Raw genomic sequence first — 18,400 nt, 5'->3', positions numbered from 1 at the left:
TTTTTAGCCCCCCGCGGGCGGGGTCCCCCCCTCCCCCCGGTTCTCTTACCCTCTCTCTCCGCCAGATACGCAAAACGCCCCGAAAGGGGCGTTTTGCGTATCTGGCGGAGAGAGAGGGATTCGAACCCTCGATAAGGCTTTTGACCCTATACTCCCTTAGCAGGGGAGCCCCTTCGGCCTCTCGGGCATCTCTCCATTTTTGTCCGCATTTCTGCGGAGCCGGCAAGGATACCGGCCGATGGGTCTTTCGTAAAGCCTTCAGACGATCAGTGGCTGTCGGAGCCGCCGTCTTCGGGTTTGTGCTCGTTCTGGATCCGCTGATAGATCTCTTCGCGATGCACGGCTACGTTCTTGGGCGCGTTGATGCCGATACGCACCTGATTGCCCTTCACGCCCAGGACGGTGACGGTCACCTCGTCGCCGATCATCAGGGTTTCGCCGACCCTGCGGGTCAGAATCAACATGTTTGCCACTCCATGAAAGCTATGTGGTCACAGGCCAGCGGATGGTGAAACCTCACCCCTGAGCTACACCATCCGAGTTTCGACGAACCATCGAAGGCCCTACCGCCTTCCCCGGCACAACGGCGTTCGCTCGAGAGCGGCCACCGGCTGGCTACGCCACAACGCGCGTAGCCGACATTCGACCGATACTAGCCGAGCGCGCGCGGGCTGCGCAATGCGCTCGGCCTATGGCATGTGGTCTATTCACCTAGGTTTTATCAATTCAGACGGCTGCCAATCCACGCCGGCAAAGCAGCCAGCAAGGCAGGCAGCGCAGCGGTGTCGGAACCGCCGCCCTGGGCCATGTCGGCGCGGCCGCCACCCTTGCCGTCGATCTGGCTCGCCACGTGCGCGACGACGTCGCCGGCCTTGATGCGGCCGAGCGCCTTGCCGTTGACGCCAGCCACCAGCGACACGCGTCCGTCGGCGGCGCCGGCGAGCAGCACCACGCAGTCGGCGAGCTGTTGCTTGAGCTGGTCCATGCTGTCGCGCAGCGCCTTCGCGTCGAGGCCTTCCAGGCGGGCGGCGACGACCTTGATGCCGTCGACGTCCTGCGCGGCGCCGGCCAGGTCGGCGGTGGCCGAGCCGGCGGCCTTGGCGCGCATGGATTCGAGTTCGCGTTCGAGCTTCTTCTGCTTGTCCAGCAGCTGGCGCAGTTTGTCGACCACTTCCTCGCCGCTGGTCGACAACAATTGGGACAGTTCCCCAAGGCGACGCTCTTCGTCGGTGACGTAGGCGAGCGCACCGGCGCCGGTCACCGCTTCGATGCGGCGCACGCCGGAAGCCACGCCGGCCTCGCTGACGATCTTGAACAGGCCGATGTCCCCGGTGCGGCCCACGTGGGTGCCGCCGCACAGTTCGGTGGAGAAGTCGCCCATGCGCAGCACGCGCACTTCGTCGCCGTACTTCTCGCCGAACAGCGCCATCGCGCCGAACTCGATCGCCTGGTTGTAACCCATGTGATGCACTTCGGCCTGCGCGTTGCGGCGCACCTCGGCGTTGACCAGGTCTTCGACGCGCGCCAGTTCCTCGCGCGACATCGGCTTGAAGTGCGCGAAGTCGAAGCGCAGGCGCTCCGGCGCCACCAGCGAGCCCTTCTGCGTGACGTGTTCGCCCAGCACTTCGCGCAGCGCGGCGTGCAGCAGGTGGGTGGCGGAGTGGTTGAGCACGATCGCCTGGCGGCGCGCGCCGTCGACCAGCGCGTCCACCGCATCGCCCACGCGCAGCGGCTGCGCGCCCTGCCACTGGCCGGCATGGCCGAAGAACACGCCGCCCATCTTGAGCGTGTCGGCCACGTCGAAGCGGCCGGCGCTATTGGCGAGGCTGCCGGTGTCGCCGACCTGGCCGCCGGATTCGGCATAGAACGGCGTGCGCTCCAGGATCACCAGGGCTTCCTCGCCCTGCGCCAGCTGCTGCAGCTGGATGCCGTCGCGCACGATGCCCACCACCTGGCAGCCCTGCGCCGAGATGGCGTCGTAGCCCAGGAATTCGGTGGGCTTGAGCTGGCTGGCCAGTTCCGCCGGCATATTGCCCTTGGCCTTGAAGCTGCCGCCCTTGCGGCCGCGCTCCTTCTGCTCCTCCATCGCGCGGTCGAAGCCTTCCATGTCCACCGACATGCCGCGCTCGCGCGCGATGTCGGCGGTGAGGTCGACCGGGAAGCCGTAGGTGTCGTACAGGCGGAACGCATCGGCGCCGGGAATGCTGCTGCCGGACTTGCCCGCCACCTCGTCGAACAGGCGCATGCCGTGTTCCAGCGTTTCGCCGAAGCGCTGCTCCTCGGTGCGCAGCGCTTCTTCCACGAAGGCCTGCTTCGCGGCGAGGTCCGGATAGGCCGCGCCCATCTCCTCGACCAGCGGCTTGACCATCTTCCAGAAGAAATCGCCGCGCACGCCCAGCATCCAGCCGTGCCGCAGCGCGCGGCGGATGATGCGGCGGAGCACGTAGCCGCGGCCTTCGTTCGAGGGCAGCACGCCATCGACGATCAGGAAGGAACACGCGCGGATGTGGTCGGCGATCACGCGCAGCGACTTGTTCGCGAGGTCCGCCGTGGCGGTGAGTTCGCCGGCCACCTTGATCAGGTGCGCGAACAGGTCGATCTCGTAATTGGAATGCACGTGCTGCAGCACCGCCGCCACGCGCTCCAGGCCCATGCCGGTATCCACGCACGGCGCCGGCAGCGGCGACAGCGTGCCGTCGGGCGCGCGGTCGAACTGCATGAACACCAGGTTCCAGATCTCGATGTAGCGGTCGCCGTCCTCGTCCGGCGAACCGGGCGGGCCGCCGGCGATGTCCGGGCCGTGGTCGTAGAAGATCTCGGTGCAGGGACCGCAGGGGCCGGTGTCGGCCATCTGCCAGAAATTGTCGGAAGCGAACGGCGCACCCTTGTTGTCGCCGATGCGCACGATGCGCTCCGCCGGCACGCCCAGCTCCTTGTGCCAGATGTCGTAGGCCTCGTCGTCGGTGTGGTAGACGGTGACCCACAGCTTGTCCGCCGGCAGCTTGAACACGCCGGTCAGCAGCTCCCAGGCGTACTGGATGGCGTCGCGCTTGAAGTAGTCGCCGAACGACCAGTTGCCCAGCATCTCGAAGAAAGTGTGATGGCGCGCGGTATAGCCCACGGCGTCCAGGTCGTTGTGCTTGCCGCCGGCGCGCAGACAGCGCTGCACGTCGGCCGCGCGCTTGTACGGCAGCTTTTCGCTGCCCAGGAACACGTTCTTGAACGGCACCATGCCCGAGTTGGTGAACAGCAGGGTCGGGTCGCTGGCCGGCACCAGCGAGCTGGACGGCACGATGGTGTGGCCCTTGGAACGGAAGAATTCGAGGAAGGTGGAGCGGATGTCGGCCGTCTTCATTGCGTGCGGATCGTCGGTGTGGGGCGCCGTGGAGGCCACGCCGCGACGCAGCCGGGCGATCAGTCGCTTTCGTCGGCCAACTCGTCCACTTCGGCGTGGGTAAGACCTCTTACTGTGGCGGCGGCAAAGCCCCGACGCAAGAGAAACTGCGCCCGGCGCTGCTTTTCGGCCGGGTCCGACGCGGGTTTGCCGCCATAGCGGCGGCGCAGCTGCGCGGCTGCCGACTCGGCCCAGTCCACTTCCGCGGCGTCCAGCAACGCGCGGATGCGTGCGTCGGACAGGCCGTGGCTCTTGAGCTCCGCACGCAGGCGCGCGGGGCCGTAGCCCTGGGCGGCACGGCTGCGCACCAGCATCTCGCCGAAGCGTTCGTCGTCCTGGTAGTGCTGGGCGCCCAGGCGGTCCAGCGCCTCGCTGGCCTCGCCGGCCTCATAGCCGCCCTGGCGCAGCTTGCGGCCCAGCTCGCGGCGGGAGTGCTCGCGGCGCGCGAGCATGCCCAGGCCCTTGGCGTAGGCCGTGGCCTTGTCCTTTTTCTCGGAGGGTTTCTTGTCGCTGGAGCGGTCTTTGGGCATGCGTGACTGTTCGTCTCAGCAGACGAAGTCGATCAGGCCGAACCAGAGTGCCCCGACCAGGCCGGCGAAAGCGCCGATGGCCAGGCCGACGGCGGCGACCACGGCTTGCGCCACCAGCCGCGCCGTCAGGCTGCGGGGAGCGGGCAGGTTCGGCTCTTGCACGGTGGCCATGCGGGATGTCTCCGGTGGGCTCAAGGCTTGGTGGGCCGGGCGGCGATCCGGTCCGTGATCTGGTCCGCCAGGTCGCCGGCGTCCTGCCCGGCCTGCTGGACGGCGTTCAAGATCGCCGGGGCGTCCAGGCCGCCGGGGCGCGAAGCCTCGGACAAAGCCCAGGTGCGCGCGGCACGCCGGCCGCTGCGGCAATACAGCAGGATGGGTGCCTGATCGCGCGCCAGGGCGCGGCCCAGGGTCTCGACCGCACCGGACGGCACGTCGCCGTGGGCGACTGGGATGTAGTCGAAGCGAAGGCCTTGCTGCTGCGCCGCCTCGCTCATGACGCTGGCTGAGGGCTGTCCGGCGACTTCGTTGTCCGGGCGCAGATCCACCACGGCCCGGAACCCTTTCAATTTGAGCGTGACCAGCTCTTCCGGACCGATCTGCTCGGAAATCCACACGTCCGGTGTCAGCCGCCTGGCATGAACACTCGACGGCAGGCTGTGCCGATCGAACGCAGCCGTCACCAACTCCGCCGCGGCGCCCAAGACCACGGCGACAAGAAAAGTCCAACGCAACTTAGGCATCTTCCCTGCCCTCTATCGCCGGGATCGGCGCAGCCCGACCAGTATGGCCGGGCCGCGCTGGCGTCGGTCAGGCTTCTTCGAGCGCTTCTTCGGACGCCGTGGTCTTGCCGCCGCTGCTCACCAGCAGGCGGGCGCGCAGTTCGCGGTCCACTTCGTTGGCGATGTTCGGGTTGTCGCGCAGGAACTGGCGCACGTTCTCCTTGCCCTGGCCGATGCGGTCGCCCTTGTAGCTGTACCAGGCGCCGGACTTCTCGATCAGGCTCTGCGCCACGCCCAGCTCGATGATCTCGCCTTCGCGCGAGCTGCCCTCGCCGTAGAGGATCTCGAACTCGGCCTGGCGGAACGGCGGCGCGACCTTGTTCTTGACCACCTTGACGCGGGTTTCCGAGCCGATCACTTCCTCGCCCTTCTTCACCGCGCCGATGCGGCGGATGTCCAGGCGCACCGAGGCGTAGAACTTCAGCGCGTTGCCGCCGGTGGTGGTCTCGGGGTTGCCGAACATCACGCCGATCTTCATGCGGATCTGGTTGATGAAGATCACCAGGCAGTTGGACTTCTTGATGTTGGCGGTGAGCTTGCGCAGCGCCTGGCTCATCAGGCGGGCGTGCAGGCCGACGTGGGAGTCGCCCATCTCGCCTTCGATTTCGGCCTTGGGCGTGAGCGCGGCGACCGAGTCGACCACCACCACGTCCACCGCGCCGGAGCGCACCAGCATGTCGGCGATTTCCAGCGCCTGCTCGCCGGTGTCGGGCTGCGAGACCAGCAGGTCGTCCACGTTGACGCCCAGCTTGGCGGCGTAGGTGGGATCGAGCGCGTGCTCGGCGTCGACGAAGGCGGCGGTGCCGCCGTTCTTCTGGCAGTTGGCGATCACCTGCAGGGTGAGCGTGGTCTTGCCGGAGGATTCCGGACCGTAGATCTCGACCACGCGGCCGCGCGGCAGGCCGCCGACGCCCAGCGCGATATCCAGGCCCAGCGAGCCGGTGGACACGGTGTCGATGACGTCGTCGGTGCGGTCGCCCATGCGCATGACTGCGCCCTTGCCGAACTGCTTCTCGATCTGGCCGAGGGCGGAAGCGAGCGCCTTGCGCTTGTTGTCATCCATCGTCTTGTATCCCGAATGCGTGAGGAGTGGCGGTTAAGTGGGGAGCATGATGCGCCGGCCGTGTCTCAGGGGCTGCGATCACGCAGACAGGCAGTATCCCATACCGGTCAAGCCTGCCCGTGTAGGCGAACCCTGGTCAGTCGGTCAGCGCCTTGCGCACGCCGGCGAGGGCGGCGGCCACGGTCTGGCGGCGGATCGCCTCGCGGTCGCCGTCGAACTGGAACAAGCGGCCGTGCGCGTAGCCGCCGCGGCGCTTCCAGCCGATCCACACCGTGCCTACCGGCTTGTCGGCGGTGCCGCCGCTGGGGCCGGCGATGCCGGTGACCGCCACCGCCATGCCGGCGCCGAAGCGCGCCAGCGCGCCGGAGACCATCTCCAGCACGGTTTCCTCGCTGACCGCGCCGGTGCGTTCGAGCGTGCGCGGATTGACGCCGAGCAGCGCTTCCTTCGCCTCGTAGCTGTAGGTGACCACGCCGGCGTCGAACCAGGCCGAGCTGCCCGGCAGGTCGGTCAGCGCCTTGGCGATCCAGCCGCCGGTGCAGGACTCGGCGGTAACCAGCATGAGCTTGGCGGCCAGCGCGGCCTCTGCCACGTCGCGGGCGAGCGCGGCGAGGTCGGCGTCGGTGGGGACGGACGGCAGTGACATGAAAACTCCGTGGGGAAACGGCCGCATCGGATCGACGATGCGCAGCGGGCTGTTCTACCCCTTATGGGCGCGTGGGCCAAGACTTGACGAAAGCGCGACTTGACGAAAGCGCGACTTGACGAGGGCGCGACTTGACCAGGGCGGGCCGCTGCTAGAAATCGTAGCTGCCGCTCAGCAGCACGCTGCGCCGCTCAACCAGCGGTACGAAGCTGTCGTCGAAATCTTCCGCGCGCAGCTCCCGCCCGAGCAGGTTGCGCACGCCCAGGGTCACGCTCCAGCGCGGCGCGCGATAGAAGATGTTCGCGTCCAGGCTGTATTGCCCCGGGTTGCGGAACACCGTCTGGCCATCGGTCAGCAGGCCGTCGGTGTGGCTGCGCGCATGCACGCCGGCGCCGACGCCCCAGCTGGCGCGCGCCGCCGGATCGAAGCTGTAGCTGGCCCATGCATCCACCCGATGCCGCGGTGCGCCCGACGCCGGCGAGCCGTCGTGCCGCTCCACCCGCGCATAGGTGTAACTGGCGCTCACATCCAGGCCCGGCGCCAGCCGGCCGTTGATCTCCGCCTCGACACCCTGGTTGGTCTGCCCCGGCCCTCGGTAGCCGAAGTACGGCGGCTTGGGCGAGATCAGGTCGGTGCTGCGGTCCAGCGCGATGCGGTACCAGGCCACGGTCAGGCGCGCCCGGTCCTGCGCCAGGTCGAACTTGGCGCCGGCCTCCAGCTGGCGCGACAGCACCGGCAGCAGCGGCTTGCCGTTGCGGCCCAGCACGGTGTCGGGCTGGAAGCCGTGCGACAGGCTGGCGTACAGCGCCACGCCGGGCGCCGCCTTGTAGACCAGGCCGAGATTCGGCACCCACTGCACTTTGCGCCGCACCCACGGCGAGCCGTCGCGGTGCTGGGTCGACAGCACATAGGCCGAGCGGCGGATCGCCACCAGCGCGTTCCAGCGTTCGCCCAGCTGCATGTGGTCCTGCAGGAACAGGCCGCTGTCGGTCACCCACGGATCGCCGGAGAAGGCGAACTTGTTCATGCCGAACGCATGCAGATCCTGGTCCGAGGTCAGCGAATCGACCGGCGGCAGCTTCGCCCCGCCCAGGATGTCGACGCTGCCGTCGCCGAGGGTGGCCTGCACGTCCTCGAAGCGGCCGACGCGGGCGCGCGAGTAGTCGAAGCCGAGCATCACCTTGTGGCGCGTGGCGCCGACGTCGAAGGCCGCGACCAGCTCGTTCTGCAGCGTGTAGAACGCGTCCTTGTAGCGGTATTTGTCGGCCAGCGCGAAGGCGTTGCCGTTGTCCTGGAAATAGATCCACCAGGCCTGCATCGTGCCCACTTCGTCCACGTACTGCGCACGGCTGCGCAGCGACCAGACGTCGTCGAAGGCGTGCTCGAACAGGTAGTAGTAGCGGGTGGTGCGGAACAGCGCGTGGTCCTGCGCATTGCCCAGCAGCAGGCCGCGCGGCGTGGCGGAAGCGGCGCTGTCGTCCGTCCAGGCGACGTGGTCCGGCACCGGAAAGCGGTTGACCATGCGCGACAGGCCGACAATCCACTGCGTATCGCTGCCGTCCCAGCCCAGCGAGGGCGACACGAAGTTGGTGCGCCGGCCCGCATAGCCCTGCGGCGTGCGGTCGGTGCGGTCGGCCGAGAACACCAGGCGGTACAGCCAGCGGCCGTCGCGATCGAGCTTGCCGGCGAAGTCGCCGTCCAGCTGCGTGTCGCCGTGGCTGCCCAGCGCCCAGGTCAGCCGGTGCACCGGCGCGGCCTGCGGCTTCTTCATCACCAGGCCGATGAGGCCGCCGAAATTGTTGTTGCTGGAGACGTCGCCCAGGATCGACTGCGGCCCGCGCGGCACCTCGATGCGGTCCACCGCCACCAGCGGCGGCAGGTCGCCGACGCCTACCACGGCATTGGGCATGCCGTCGGTCAGGCCGTTGCCGGTGCGGAAACCGCGGATGCGGAACTGCGGCAGGCCGACTTCGGTATCCAGGTATTGCACGCCGGCCAGGGTGCGCAGGGCGTCGGGCACGGTGCGGTCCTGCCGTGCATCCATCAGGTCGCGCGTGACCACGCCCACCGACTGCGGCAGATCGGCCGGATCGGCTTCCAGGCGCGCGGAGCCGCTGGCGTAGTCGGCGCGATAGCCGTTGGCGAACAGTCCGATCGACTGCACCGGCGCCAGGTTGGTGACCGGCACCGGCGGCGGCTCGGCATGGCCCGGCGCAGGCGCGGACGCCGGCTTGATCACCACCGTATTGCTGCCGATGAAGCGATACGTGAGCGCGGTGCCGCGCAGCAGCTCCGTCAGTGCCGCCTCGCGGGCGAACGGGCCCTGCACCGGCGAGGAGCGCAACGAGGCCGCCAGATCGCCGGAGACCAGCACCTGCACATTGGCCTGCCCGCCGTAGGCGATCAGCGCCGGCGCCAGCGGCTGGGCCGCGATGGCGAAAGGCAGGGTGGCGGGGACAGCGCTGTCATCGCCGGCGGCGGCAGGCGTCCATGGCGACGCCATGATGCAGCCGCAAACGAACAGCCAACCGAAACGCCGCATGTCCCCCGCCGCTTCCCCGACGAAAACCGCGAGTGTGACATGGTCGACAATTCATTAGGAATTGTTCTTAGACAAAACAGCGGCGTCGATTCAGCCAGACGCCGCCCAAATCTTCGCCTCACTGACGCGCGATCGGACCCCGGTCGCTCAGCACCACTTCGTCCGCCCGCATCTCGACCCGCAGCGGCAGCACCTGCGGCAGGGCTTCCAGCCAGCGGTCGATGGCGTCGGTGCGGATGGTGCCGGTGAAGGCCAGCGCGGCCAGCTTCGGATCGGCGATGCGCACCGGCCGCTTGCTGTAGCGATTGAGGCTGGCCACCACCACGTCCAGCGGCTCGTTGTCGAATTCCAGCCGGTGTTCGCGCCAGGACGCGGTGCGCGCCGGATCGGACTGCGCCACCTGCAGGCCCTGGCCCGGCACGTAGACGATGCGCTGCCCCGCCGTGGCTTCCTGCACGCTCACCGCACCGGGCGCGTTGACCATCACGCGGCCCTCGGCCACCTCGATCATCACCCGGTCGCCGCCGCGCCGCACATCGAACGAGGTGCCCACGTCGCGGATGCGCACTTCGCCCACGCGCACTTCGAACGGCATGTCGTCCGGGGCGATCTGGAAGAAGGCCTCGCCTTCGCTCAGCTCCACCCGGCGCAGGCTGCTGTCGAAGCGCGCGGCGATGCGCGATGCGCCGCCCAGCGCCACCTTGGTGCCGTCCGGCAGCAGCACGTCCTGGCGCTGCGCCACCTGGCTGGCGTAGTCGCGCGCCACCGTGGCGGTGAGGAAGGTCCAGGCCAGATAGCCGCCCGCGGCCGCCGCCACGAAACCCGCGGCCAGCGCCATCGGCAGCCAGGGACGCGCGCTTTTCTTCGCGCGCGGCTGCGGCAGGCTGCGCCGCAGCACGTCGCGCGAGGCGTCGTCCAGGTGCACCACATCGTCGGCGAGCGCGCCCAGGCGCTCGAACGCGGCCAGGTTTTCCTCGCGTGCGGACCATGCGATCCATTGCGACAAAGTCGCCTCGGACACTTCCGGCTCGCGCAGGCGCAGCCACCAGTCGGCGGCGGCGCGCAGGCGCGCTTCTTCGATCGTCGTGATCCCGGACATCAGCCTTCCTCCAGCTGGTCGACCCGGGCCCGGCAATGCGCCAGGGCCCGCGTAACGTGATAGCGCACCATGCGCTCGCTCAAGCGCATGGCATTGGCCACCGCACGGAAATCCAGGCCTTCGATCATGTGTGCCATGAAGGCCTCGCGTGTTTTAGGCGGCAGTTCGCCCAGGGCCTGGCGCAGGCCGTGCAGCCGTTCCACCGCCATCGCCCGGCGCTCCGGCGCGGGCGCGGTCTGCGGTTCGCGGATCGCCACTTCGTCCACCGCCCGGGCGTGGATGCCGCGCTGGCGCAGGCGATCCATGGCCAGGTTGGAGGCGGTGCGGAACAGATAGGCGCGCAGGTCGTCGACGCCTTCGGGACGCTCCAGCGTCAGCATGCGCACATAGGCTTCCTGCGCCACTTCCTGCGCATCGGAAATCGACTGCAGCCGGCACTGCAGGAAGGCCAGCAGCGCGCGGTGATGCGTGCGGCACAGCTCCTCCAGGCGCGCGACGTGCGCCGCCGTGCGGGTGCCGGGCTGGTCGGTGGGGGGGCTCACGGTATCCACGCGGGCTCCTGCGGCAAAAAGGGCATGAACGGTGCGGCGGCGCGCGGCGCGGGTGCGGGTGCGGCAACAGCTTCGGCCTGCGGCGCCGCGCGCCCGAGCGCGGCGGTCAGCACACCTTCCGCGGCCATGCGCACCGCCTCGCGGCGCCGGAACGCGGCACGGTGGTGGCTGGGTACGTCGGCCTCGCTCTTGCGCGGCGGCTCCACCGGCAACGCGAACCAGCCGTCCTCGGCCACGCCATGCTGTTCCGTCCAGAACGCATCGTAATCCGCCTGGAACTGCCCGGCGCGGCGGCGGTTCAGCGGGTGGGCGCGATTGGCGATGCCGACCACGCGGGAGATACCGGCGTGGCGCGCGAACGCGCAGGCCAGGCTCAGCATCAGCTGCTTCGGGCGCAGGCCGTGCATCTGCTTGGTCAGGTCGCGCACCAGCTCGCGCGCATCGTCGCCGCCCGGCCCCTGCAGGCAGCCGATGGCGAGTGTGCGGCCGTCGTCGATCACCGTGCACACCACGCGATAGAGCGTGCGCCCGCCGATTTCCTCCAGGTGGATGCCGAGCTCGCCTTCGCAGCCCTTGTCGATCGAGGGGCGCAGGCTCAGCAGCAGCTCGCTGCCGTCCTTCAGCGCCAGCAGGCCGATCGGCACGCCGCCTTCGACATAGATGGCATCGAACAGCGGCCCCGGCAGCCGCGCCAGCATGAAGCGGTAGTGCGAGAGCAGCGCGCGCAGGCGTTCGCGGCGGCGCCACTGGTCGTTGACGAAGCGGTGCAGATGGCGCTCGAACAGGCGCGGATCGCGGCGGCAGCAGGCATGCATGCGCGCATCGCCCTGCAGGAAGCGCAGATAGCCGGTATGCAGCAGCGGCAGGCACAGCGCGCGCACCAGGTACTTGGCCGCTTCGCGCAGGCGGGCGCGCGGTGCCCGCGGCCAATCCTGGCGCTGCCGCAGCGAGGCCAGCCAGCCGCGTGCCGGCACGGCGGGCGCAGAGCGGCGCAAGCCCGGCGCCAGCTTCAAGGCGCCGCCATCGGAGACGGTGAGACGGATGTTCAAGCGGAAAGCTCGCGAGTGACCAAAGACCCCCGGAGGACGAACTCGCGCGGCGTTTTTGAAATGCCCGGGGATCGGGCCGTGCATGCGGCGGATAGCTGCCGCGTCAGGGGCTTACGGCGGGCTTGCGGCAAGGCGCCCGGCAGCGGCATGGATCGAAGCTGCCCCAGGCCGTATGCTTCGGCGCTTTCGCTCCATCTTCCCCGGCCGCCGCGCCCTTCGCGGCCCACGCCTGCTCGCCAGCGCCAGCCGGAAGAGCCACCGGATTGCACGGACACCGATGACGGACACGCATCTCGAACACACCCCGCTCATGCGCCAGTACCTGACGGCCAAGGCCGCGCACCCCGAGGTGCTGCTGTTCTTTCGCATGGGCGATTTCTACGAGCTGTTCTACGACGACGCGCGCAAGGCTGCGCGGCTGCTCGATATCACCCTGACCCAGCGCGGCCAGTCGGCCGGCCAGCCGATTCCGATGGCGGGCGTGCCGTATCACGCGGTGGAGAATTACCTGGCCAAGCTGGTGCGCCTGGGCGAGTCGGTGGCGATCTGCGAGCAGATCGGCGATCCGGCGCTGGCCAAGGGCATCGTCGAGCGCAAGGTGGTGCGCATCGTCACGCCGGGCACGGTCACCGACGCCGCCCTGCTGGAAGAACGCCGCGACAACCTGCTGCTGGCCATCGCTGCCGGTCCGCAGGCGAGCTACGGCCTGGCCTGGGTGGACCTGGGCAGCGGCCGCTTCCTGCTCAGCGAAGTGCCCAGCGCCGAAGCCCTCGCCGCGGAGCTGGCGCGGCTGCAGCCGGCCGAGACCCTGGTCGACGAAGCCGTGGCCTGGCCCAAGCTGGTCAGCGGCCTGCCTGGCCTGCGCCGGCGCCCGCCGTGGCATTTCGACAGCGATGCCGCGCGGCGCGAACTGAACCGCTTCTTCGGCACGCGCGACCTCGGTGGCTTCGGCGTGGACAACCTGCCGCTGGCGATCGCCGCGGCCGGCTGCCTGCTCGGCTACGTGGAAGAAACGCAGAAGAGCGCACTGCCGCACGTCTCCGGCATGTCGGTGGAAAGCGCCGGCGAAACCATCGCGATGGACGCCGCCACGCGCCGCAATCTTGAACTGGACACGCACCCCAGCGGCCGCACCGAACACACCCTGCTCGGCGTGCTGGACGAAAGCGTGACGCCGATGGGCGCGCGCCTGCTGCGCCGCTGGCTCAACCGCCCGCTGCGCTCGCGCGAAGCGCTGCGCCGGCGCCACCAGGCGATCGGCGCGCTGCTCGACAACGCGTCAATGAACGGCCGCGGTTACGAAAGCCTGCGCGAACGCCTGCGCGGCATCGGCGACCTGGAACGCATCCTGGCCCGCGTGGCGCTGCGCTCGGCGCGTCCGCGCGATCTCTCGACGCTGCGCGACGGTCTCGCCGCCGCGCCGCTGCTGCGCGCGGAAATCGCCGCGCTGGACAGCCCGCTGCTGCACGCGCTGGTCGAACGCATCGGCGACCACGCCGACAACGCCGCCCTGCTCGCCTCCGCCGTGGTGCCGCAGCCGCCGGTGCTGCAGCGCGACGGCGGCGTCATCGCCGACGGCTACGACGCGGAGCTGGACGAACTGCGCCGCCTGTCCACGCATGCCGACCAGTACCTGGTCGAACTGGAAGAACGCGAGAAAGCCGCCAGCGGCATCGCGACGCTCAAGGTCGGCTACAACCGCGTGCACGGCTACTACATCGAGATCAGCAAGGCGCAGTCGGAAAAAGCGCCCACGCACTACACGCGCCGCCAGACTACCAAGAACGCCGAGCGCTACATCACCGAAGAATTGAAAACCTTCGAGGACAAGGTGCTCTCGGCCAAGGAGCGCTCGCTGATGCGCGAGCGCGCGCTGTACGAGGCGCTGCTCGACACGCTCACCCAGCGCCTGGAACCGCTGAAATCCGCCGCCGCCGCGATCGCCGAGCTGGACGTGCTGTCCACCCTGGCCGAACGCGCCGCCACGCTGGACTGGAGCGCGCCCATGCTCACCGACGAGCCCGGCCTGCAGATCGAGCGCGGCCGCCATCCGGTGGTGGAGAAAGTGCGCGCCGAACCGTTCGAGCCGAACGACCTGAATCTCGACGACGCGCGCCGCATGCTGGTGATCACCGGCCCGAACATGGGCGGTAAGTCCACTTACATGCGCCAGAACGCACTGATCGTGCTGCTCGCGCATATCGGCAGCTACGTGCCGGCCAGCGCGGCGGCGATCGGTCCGGTCGACCGCATCTTTACCCGCATCGGCGCGGGCGACGATCTGTCGCGCGGCCAGTCCACCTTCATGGTGGAGATGAGCGAGACGGCCAATATCCTGCACAACGCCACGGCGTCGAGCCTGGTGCTGATGGACGAAGTCGGCCGCGGCACCAGCACCTACGACGGCCTGGCGCTGGCGCGTGCGGCGGCGGTGCACTTGGCGGCGAGCAGCCGCGCGTACACGCTGTTCGCCACGCATTATTTTGAGCTGACCGAACTGGCCAACGAATATCCGACCATCGCGAACGTGCATCTGGACGCGGTGGAATACGGCGACCAGCTGGTCTTCATGCACGCGGTGAAGGAAGGCCCGGCCAACCGCAGCTTCGGCCTGCAGGTGGCCGCGCTGGCCGGCCTGCCGAAGTCGGTGATCGCCGATGCGCGGCGCACGCTGGCGGAGCTGGAGCGCGGCATGCACCAGCAGGCATCGGCGGCGAAGCCGAAAGCGGACAGCTCGCCGCAGCTGGGCCTGTTCGCACCGGCGGAACCGTCGGCGGCGGAGCGTGCGCTGGACGAAGTGGACCCGGATGCGCTGACGCCGCGCGAGGCGCTGGAGGTTCTGTACCGTCTCAAAGCCCTGCTTTGAGACGGTACGCCGCGCTGTCTTAAGCGGCCGCCGGCACCGGCGCCGGGAACGGATCGCGCCAGCCCGGCAAGGCCATCAGGCGCTCATGCCAGCGTTCGATGTTGGCGAAGCCTGCCACCGGCAGGTGCGCTTCCTTCGCCCACGGCAGCAGCACGCCGGCGCCGAAGTCGGCGATGCTGAGCTGGTTGCCTACGAGGTAATCACGCGTCGCCAGATGCGCATCGAGCACCGCGGCGAAGCGCTTGAAGAAGCCGGTCGCCTCTTCCACCGCGGCGGCATTGGGCTCGCCCAGGCCGGCCCAGGGCTTGATGATGTGCTCGAAGTACAGCGAGCTGCCGTGGCGCGAGAAATGCACCATGTCCCAGGACAGCCAGCGCAGCACTTCCACCTGGCTGGCCGCATCCGAAGGCCACAGGTCGGAACCGGCCTTCACCGCCAGGTGCGCCATGATCGCGGTGCTTTCCCACAGGCGCAGTTCGCCGTCGACCAGCAGCGGCACCTTGCCGTTCGGGTTCTGCTCCAGGAAGGCCGGCGCGCGGTGCTCGCCCTTGCTCAGATCCACTCGGATGAATTCCACCGGCGATCCCAGGTACTTCGCCACCGCGCAGACCTTGCGCGGGTTCATGGTCTCTGCGTAGTACAGCTTCATGGTCGTGCCTCCATAGGTAAGGGGCTCCTGCCCCGGGGGGATGGCCACGAAGTCTGCCGGCGAACTACATATGTTCAAGAACATATTCTGCGGCGGGAGTACGCTTGCGCGGCTGCCCTTCCCCTGCATGACGCCGCCATGCCCTATACCGCCGAACACAAGCAGAAAACCCGCGAGCGCATCGTCGAATCCGCGCGCGAGCTGTTCAATCGCCGCGGCTTTTCCGATGTGTCCATCGACGAAATCATGCGGCAGGCGGGGCTGACCCGCGGCGGCTTCTACAACCACTTCAAGGCCAAGGAAGAGCTGTATGCCGAGACGGTCGCGGCCTATATGCACTTCGACCCGTCGCAGCGCTGGAGCGGCATCGAGTTCGATCCGGACGCCAAGGGCACCGCCTGCGCGCAGCAGATGGTGAACATCTACCTGTCCACCGCGCACCTTGAAGACGTCGAAGGCCATTGCCCGCTGGTCGCCCTGCCCGCCGATGCGGCGCGCGCCGGGCCGCAGGCGCGCATGGCCTACTGCAAGCTGGTCGAGCACATGGCCGGCATGCTCAGCGGCGGCCTGGAAGGCTGCGAGGGCGAGGAGGCGCGCAAGCGCGGCCTGGCCATCACCGCGCTGTGCGTGGGCGGCATGGTGCTGGCGCGCACCATCGACGACCCGGCCTTCGTCGAGGAGGTGCGGCTGGCGGCGCGCGAGATGGCCTTGAAGCTGATCGGCCCCGAGGCCGCCTAAGTCATAGTCTGAAACTATCGGAAAGATCAGAACAATCTAGTTCACCTAAAGAACCCATCTGCGTAGATTGGGAACGGCAAGCCAGCCGACGCCAGCCACTCCGACCAGAAGGACTTTCCTCGTGACCCAAGATCCCCACAGCACGACACCCACTTCCGAAGCGTCGAAGTGCCCCGTCCACCATGCTGGCAAGAGCGGCACCGCCAACAAGGATTGGTGGCCCAACCAGCTCAATCTGAAAATTCTTCACCAGCATTCGCCGGTGACTGATCCGATGGATGGCGATTTCGACTACGCCAAGGCCTTCGGCGAACTCGATTACGACGCGCTCAAGCGCGACCTGCACGCACTGATGACCGATTCGCAGGACTGGTGGCCGGCCGACTTCGGCCACTACGGTCCGCTGTTCATCCGCATGGCCTGGCATAGCGCCGGCACCTACCGCACCGGCGACGGCCGTGGCGGCGCCGGTGCGGGCCAGCAGCGTTTCGCGCCGCTCAACAGCTGGCCGGACAACGGCAACCTGGACAAGGCGCGCCGACTGCTGTGGCCGCTGAAGCAGAAGTACGGGCGCAACATCTCCTGGGCCGACCTGATGATCCTGGCCGGCAACGTCGCGCTGGAATCGATGGGCTTCAAGACCTTCGGCTTCGCCGGCGGCCGTCCGGACGTGTGGGAGCCGGAGGAAGACGTCTACTGGGGCACCGAGACCACCTGGCTGGGCGGCGACAAGCGCTACTCCGGCGAACGCGATCTGGAGAATCCGCTGGCCGCGGTGCAGATGGGCCTGATCTACGTCAATCCGGAAGGCCCGGAAGGCAAGCCCGATCCGCTCGCCGCCGCGAAGGACATCCGCGAGACCTTCGGCCGCATGGCCATGAACGACGAGGAGACCGTCGCCCTGATCGCCGGCGGCCACACCTTCGGCAAGACCCATGGCGCCGGCCCGGCCGACCACGTGGGCGTGGAACCGGAAGGCGCCAACATCGAGGAAATGGGCCTGGGCTGGCGCAGCAGCTTCAACAGCGGCAAGGGTTCGCACGCCATCACCAGCGGCCTGGAAGTGACCTGGACCACCACTCCGACGAAGTGGGGCAACGGCTTCTTCGACAACCTGTTCGGCTACGAGTGGGAACTGAGCAAGAGCCCGGCAGGCGCGCACCAGTGGGTGGCGAAAGACTCGGGCGACGTGATCCCCGATGCGCACGACGCCTCGAAGAAGCATCGCCCGACCATGCTCACCACCGATCTTTCGCTGCGTATCGATCCGGCCTACGAAAAGATCTCGCGCCGATTCCATCAGCACCCCGAGGAGTTCGCCGACGCTTTCGCCCGCGCCTGGTTCAAGCTCACCCATCGCGACATGGGCCCGCGCGCCCGCTACCTCGGCCCGGAAGTGCCGGCCGAAGCGCTGCTGTGGCAGGACCCGATCCCCGCCGTCGACCACCAGCCGATCGACGCCAAGGACATCGCCGCGCTGAAGGCAAAGGTGCTTGCATCGGGCCTGTCGACCGCCGAGCTGGTCTCCACCGCCTGGGCTTCGGCTTCAACCTTCCGCGGCTCGGACAAGCGCGGCGGCGCCAACGGCGCGCGCATCCGCCTGGCCCCGCAGAAGGACTGGGCGGCGAATCAGCCGGAACAGCTGGCCAAGGTGCTGAAGGCGCTGGAGCGCATCAAGCACGAGTTCAACGCGGCGCAGTCCGGCGACAAACGCGTCTCGCTGGCCGACCTGATCGTGCTGGGCGGCAATGCCGCGGTCGAACAGGCGGCGAAGCAGGCCGGCGTCGAGGCCACGGTGCCGTTCGCGCCGGGCCGCATGGATGCCTCGCAGGAGCAGACCGACGTCGAGTCTTTCTCCGTGCTGGAACCGGTGGCCGACGGCTTCCGCAACTTCCTCAAGCAGAGCTACAGCGTGCCGTCCGAGGTGCTGCTGGTCGACAGGGCCCAGCTGCTGACCCTGAGCGCGCCGGAGATGACCGTGCTGGTCGGCGGCCTGCGCGTGCTGGACACCAACGTCGGCCACAGCCGCCACGGTGTGTTCACCCAGCGCCCCGGCACGCTGAGCAACGACTTCTTCGTCAACCTGCTGGACATGGGCACGGAGTGGAAGGCGGTGTCGAAGGAAACCTTCGAAGGCCGCGACCGCAAGAGCGGCGAACTGAAGTGGACCGCCACGCGTTCGGACCTGGTGTTCGGTTCCAATTCGATCCTGCGCGCGGTCGCCGAGGTCTACGGCAGCGCGGACGCCCAGGCGAAGTTCGTGCGCGACTTTGTGGCGGCGTGGGGCAAGGTGATGGAGCTGGATCGGTTCGAGCTGAAGTGATGTTGTTCGCAGCCTGAAAGTCTGGAAAAACGAAGCGCCGCAGCGTGATTACGCTGCGGCGCTTTTTTTGTCGGGACCAGACATCCGGCGTAGGTTGGGGTGAGCCGCAGGCGAACCCCAACAATGTGGCGTGTCCCAGGAACCCGGTGTTGGGGTTCGCCTGCGGCTCAC

General features: G+C 68.5%; 15 protein-coding genes and 1 tRNA gene. 3 read left to right on the top strand and 13 right to left on the bottom strand.

Translation table 11 applies throughout. The annotated features are described in order from the left end of the window. Positions 1–102: 102 nt before the first annotated feature. The 12 genes from KK141_RS21985 to KK141_RS21930 form a co-directional block, all read right to left on the bottom strand. Positions 103–195 (bottom strand) — tRNA-Ser (locus KK141_RS21985). 71 nt (positions 196–266) lie between these two features. After that, on the bottom strand, positions 267–464 hold the full coding sequence (gene csrA / locus KK141_RS21980; protein WP_167254377.1) for a carbon storage regulator CsrA: 198 nt from the start codon (positions 462–464) through the stop codon (positions 267–269). 257 nt (positions 465–721) lie between these two features. Beyond that, on the bottom strand, positions 722–3,355 hold the full coding sequence (gene alaS / locus KK141_RS21975) for an alanine--tRNA ligase (protein WP_214571314.1): 2,634 nt from the start codon (positions 3,353–3,355) through the stop codon (positions 722–724). A 59-nt stretch (positions 3,356–3,414) separates the two neighbouring features. Next, positions 3,415–3,924 carry a regulatory protein RecX gene (locus KK141_RS21970; RefSeq protein ID WP_214571315.1) on the bottom strand — a complete coding sequence of 170 codons (510 nt, stop codon included), beginning with the start codon at positions 3,922–3,924 and terminating at the stop codon, positions 3,415–3,417. A gap of 15 nt (positions 3,925–3,939) precedes the next feature. Then, a complete protein-coding gene (locus KK141_RS21965) occupies positions 3,940–4,095 on the bottom strand; it encodes a hypothetical protein (RefSeq protein WP_214571316.1) in 156 nt (51 codons plus the stop codon). 20 nt (positions 4,096–4,115) lie between these two features. Continuing rightward, entirely contained in the window at positions 4,116–4,664 is a 549-nt protein-coding gene (locus KK141_RS21960) for a TIGR01244 family sulfur transferase (RefSeq protein ID WP_214571317.1), read from the bottom strand. A 67-nt stretch (positions 4,665–4,731) separates the two neighbouring features. Next, positions 4,732–5,766, bottom strand: coding sequence for a recombinase RecA (recA, locus tag KK141_RS21955; protein WP_214571318.1), 1,035 nt, complete (start codon positions 5,764–5,766; stop codon positions 4,732–4,734). 136 nt (positions 5,767–5,902) lie between these two features. Continuing rightward, positions 5,903–6,412 (bottom strand): CinA family protein, encoded by a 510-nt coding sequence (locus tag KK141_RS21950; protein ID WP_214571319.1) that lies wholly within the window; start codon positions 6,410–6,412, stop codon positions 5,903–5,905. Positions 6,413–6,563: 151 nt separating this feature from the next. Continuing rightward, a complete protein-coding gene (locus KK141_RS21945; RefSeq protein WP_214571320.1) occupies positions 6,564–8,915 on the bottom strand; it encodes a TonB-dependent receptor in 2,352 nt (783 codons plus the stop codon). A gap of 157 nt (positions 8,916–9,072) precedes the next feature. Beyond that, a complete protein-coding gene (locus tag KK141_RS21940; protein ID WP_214571321.1) occupies positions 9,073–10,053 on the bottom strand; it encodes a FecR domain-containing protein in 981 nt (326 codons plus the stop codon). Continuing rightward, on the bottom strand, positions 10,053–10,604 hold the full coding sequence (locus KK141_RS21935) for a sigma-70 family RNA polymerase sigma factor (RefSeq protein ID WP_345777582.1): 552 nt from the start codon (positions 10,602–10,604) through the stop codon (positions 10,053–10,055). Before KK141_RS21935 ends, KK141_RS21940 begins: the two co-directional genes overlap by 1 nt. Continuing rightward, on the bottom strand, positions 10,592–11,653 hold the full coding sequence (locus tag KK141_RS21930; RefSeq protein ID WP_214571322.1) for a DUF535 family protein: 1,062 nt from the start codon (positions 11,651–11,653) through the stop codon (positions 10,592–10,594). The genes KK141_RS21935 and KK141_RS21930 overlap by 13 nt, the downstream gene beginning before the upstream one ends. A gap of 277 nt (positions 11,654–11,930) precedes the next feature. Here KK141_RS21930 and mutS point away from each other — a divergent pair, with 277 nt between their 5' ends. Next, positions 11,931–14,519 carry a DNA mismatch repair protein MutS gene (mutS, locus tag KK141_RS21925; RefSeq protein WP_250901942.1) on the top strand — a complete coding sequence of 863 codons (2,589 nt, stop codon included), beginning with the start codon at positions 11,931–11,933 and terminating at the stop codon, positions 14,517–14,519. A gap of 19 nt (positions 14,520–14,538) precedes the next feature. Here the strand turns inward: mutS and KK141_RS21920 are convergent, their stop codons facing one another. After that, entirely contained in the window at positions 14,539–15,168 is a 630-nt protein-coding gene (locus tag KK141_RS21920) for a glutathione S-transferase family protein (RefSeq protein ID WP_214571323.1), read from the bottom strand. Between the two features lie 138 nt (positions 15,169–15,306). Here KK141_RS21920 and KK141_RS21915 point away from each other — a divergent pair, with 138 nt between their 5' ends. Both KK141_RS21915 and katG read left to right on the top strand, forming a co-directional pair. Further along, positions 15,307–15,906 (top strand): TetR/AcrR family transcriptional regulator, encoded by a 600-nt coding sequence (locus KK141_RS21915; RefSeq protein WP_168647085.1) that lies wholly within the window; start codon positions 15,307–15,309, stop codon positions 15,904–15,906. Positions 15,907–16,027: 121 nt separating this feature from the next. Then, a complete protein-coding gene (gene katG / locus KK141_RS21910) occupies positions 16,028–18,229 on the top strand; it encodes a catalase/peroxidase HPI (RefSeq protein WP_214571324.1) in 2,202 nt (733 codons plus the stop codon). Positions 18,230–18,400 lie beyond the last annotated feature (171 nt).

This window comes from Dyella sp. LX-66 (assembly GCF_018599165.1).
GTDB lineage: Bacteria > Pseudomonadota > Gammaproteobacteria > Xanthomonadales > Rhodanobacteraceae > Dyella_D > Dyella_D marensis.
Note: the sequence above shows the minus strand (reverse complement) of the source record. Positions and strands in the feature narration are given on the sequence as shown.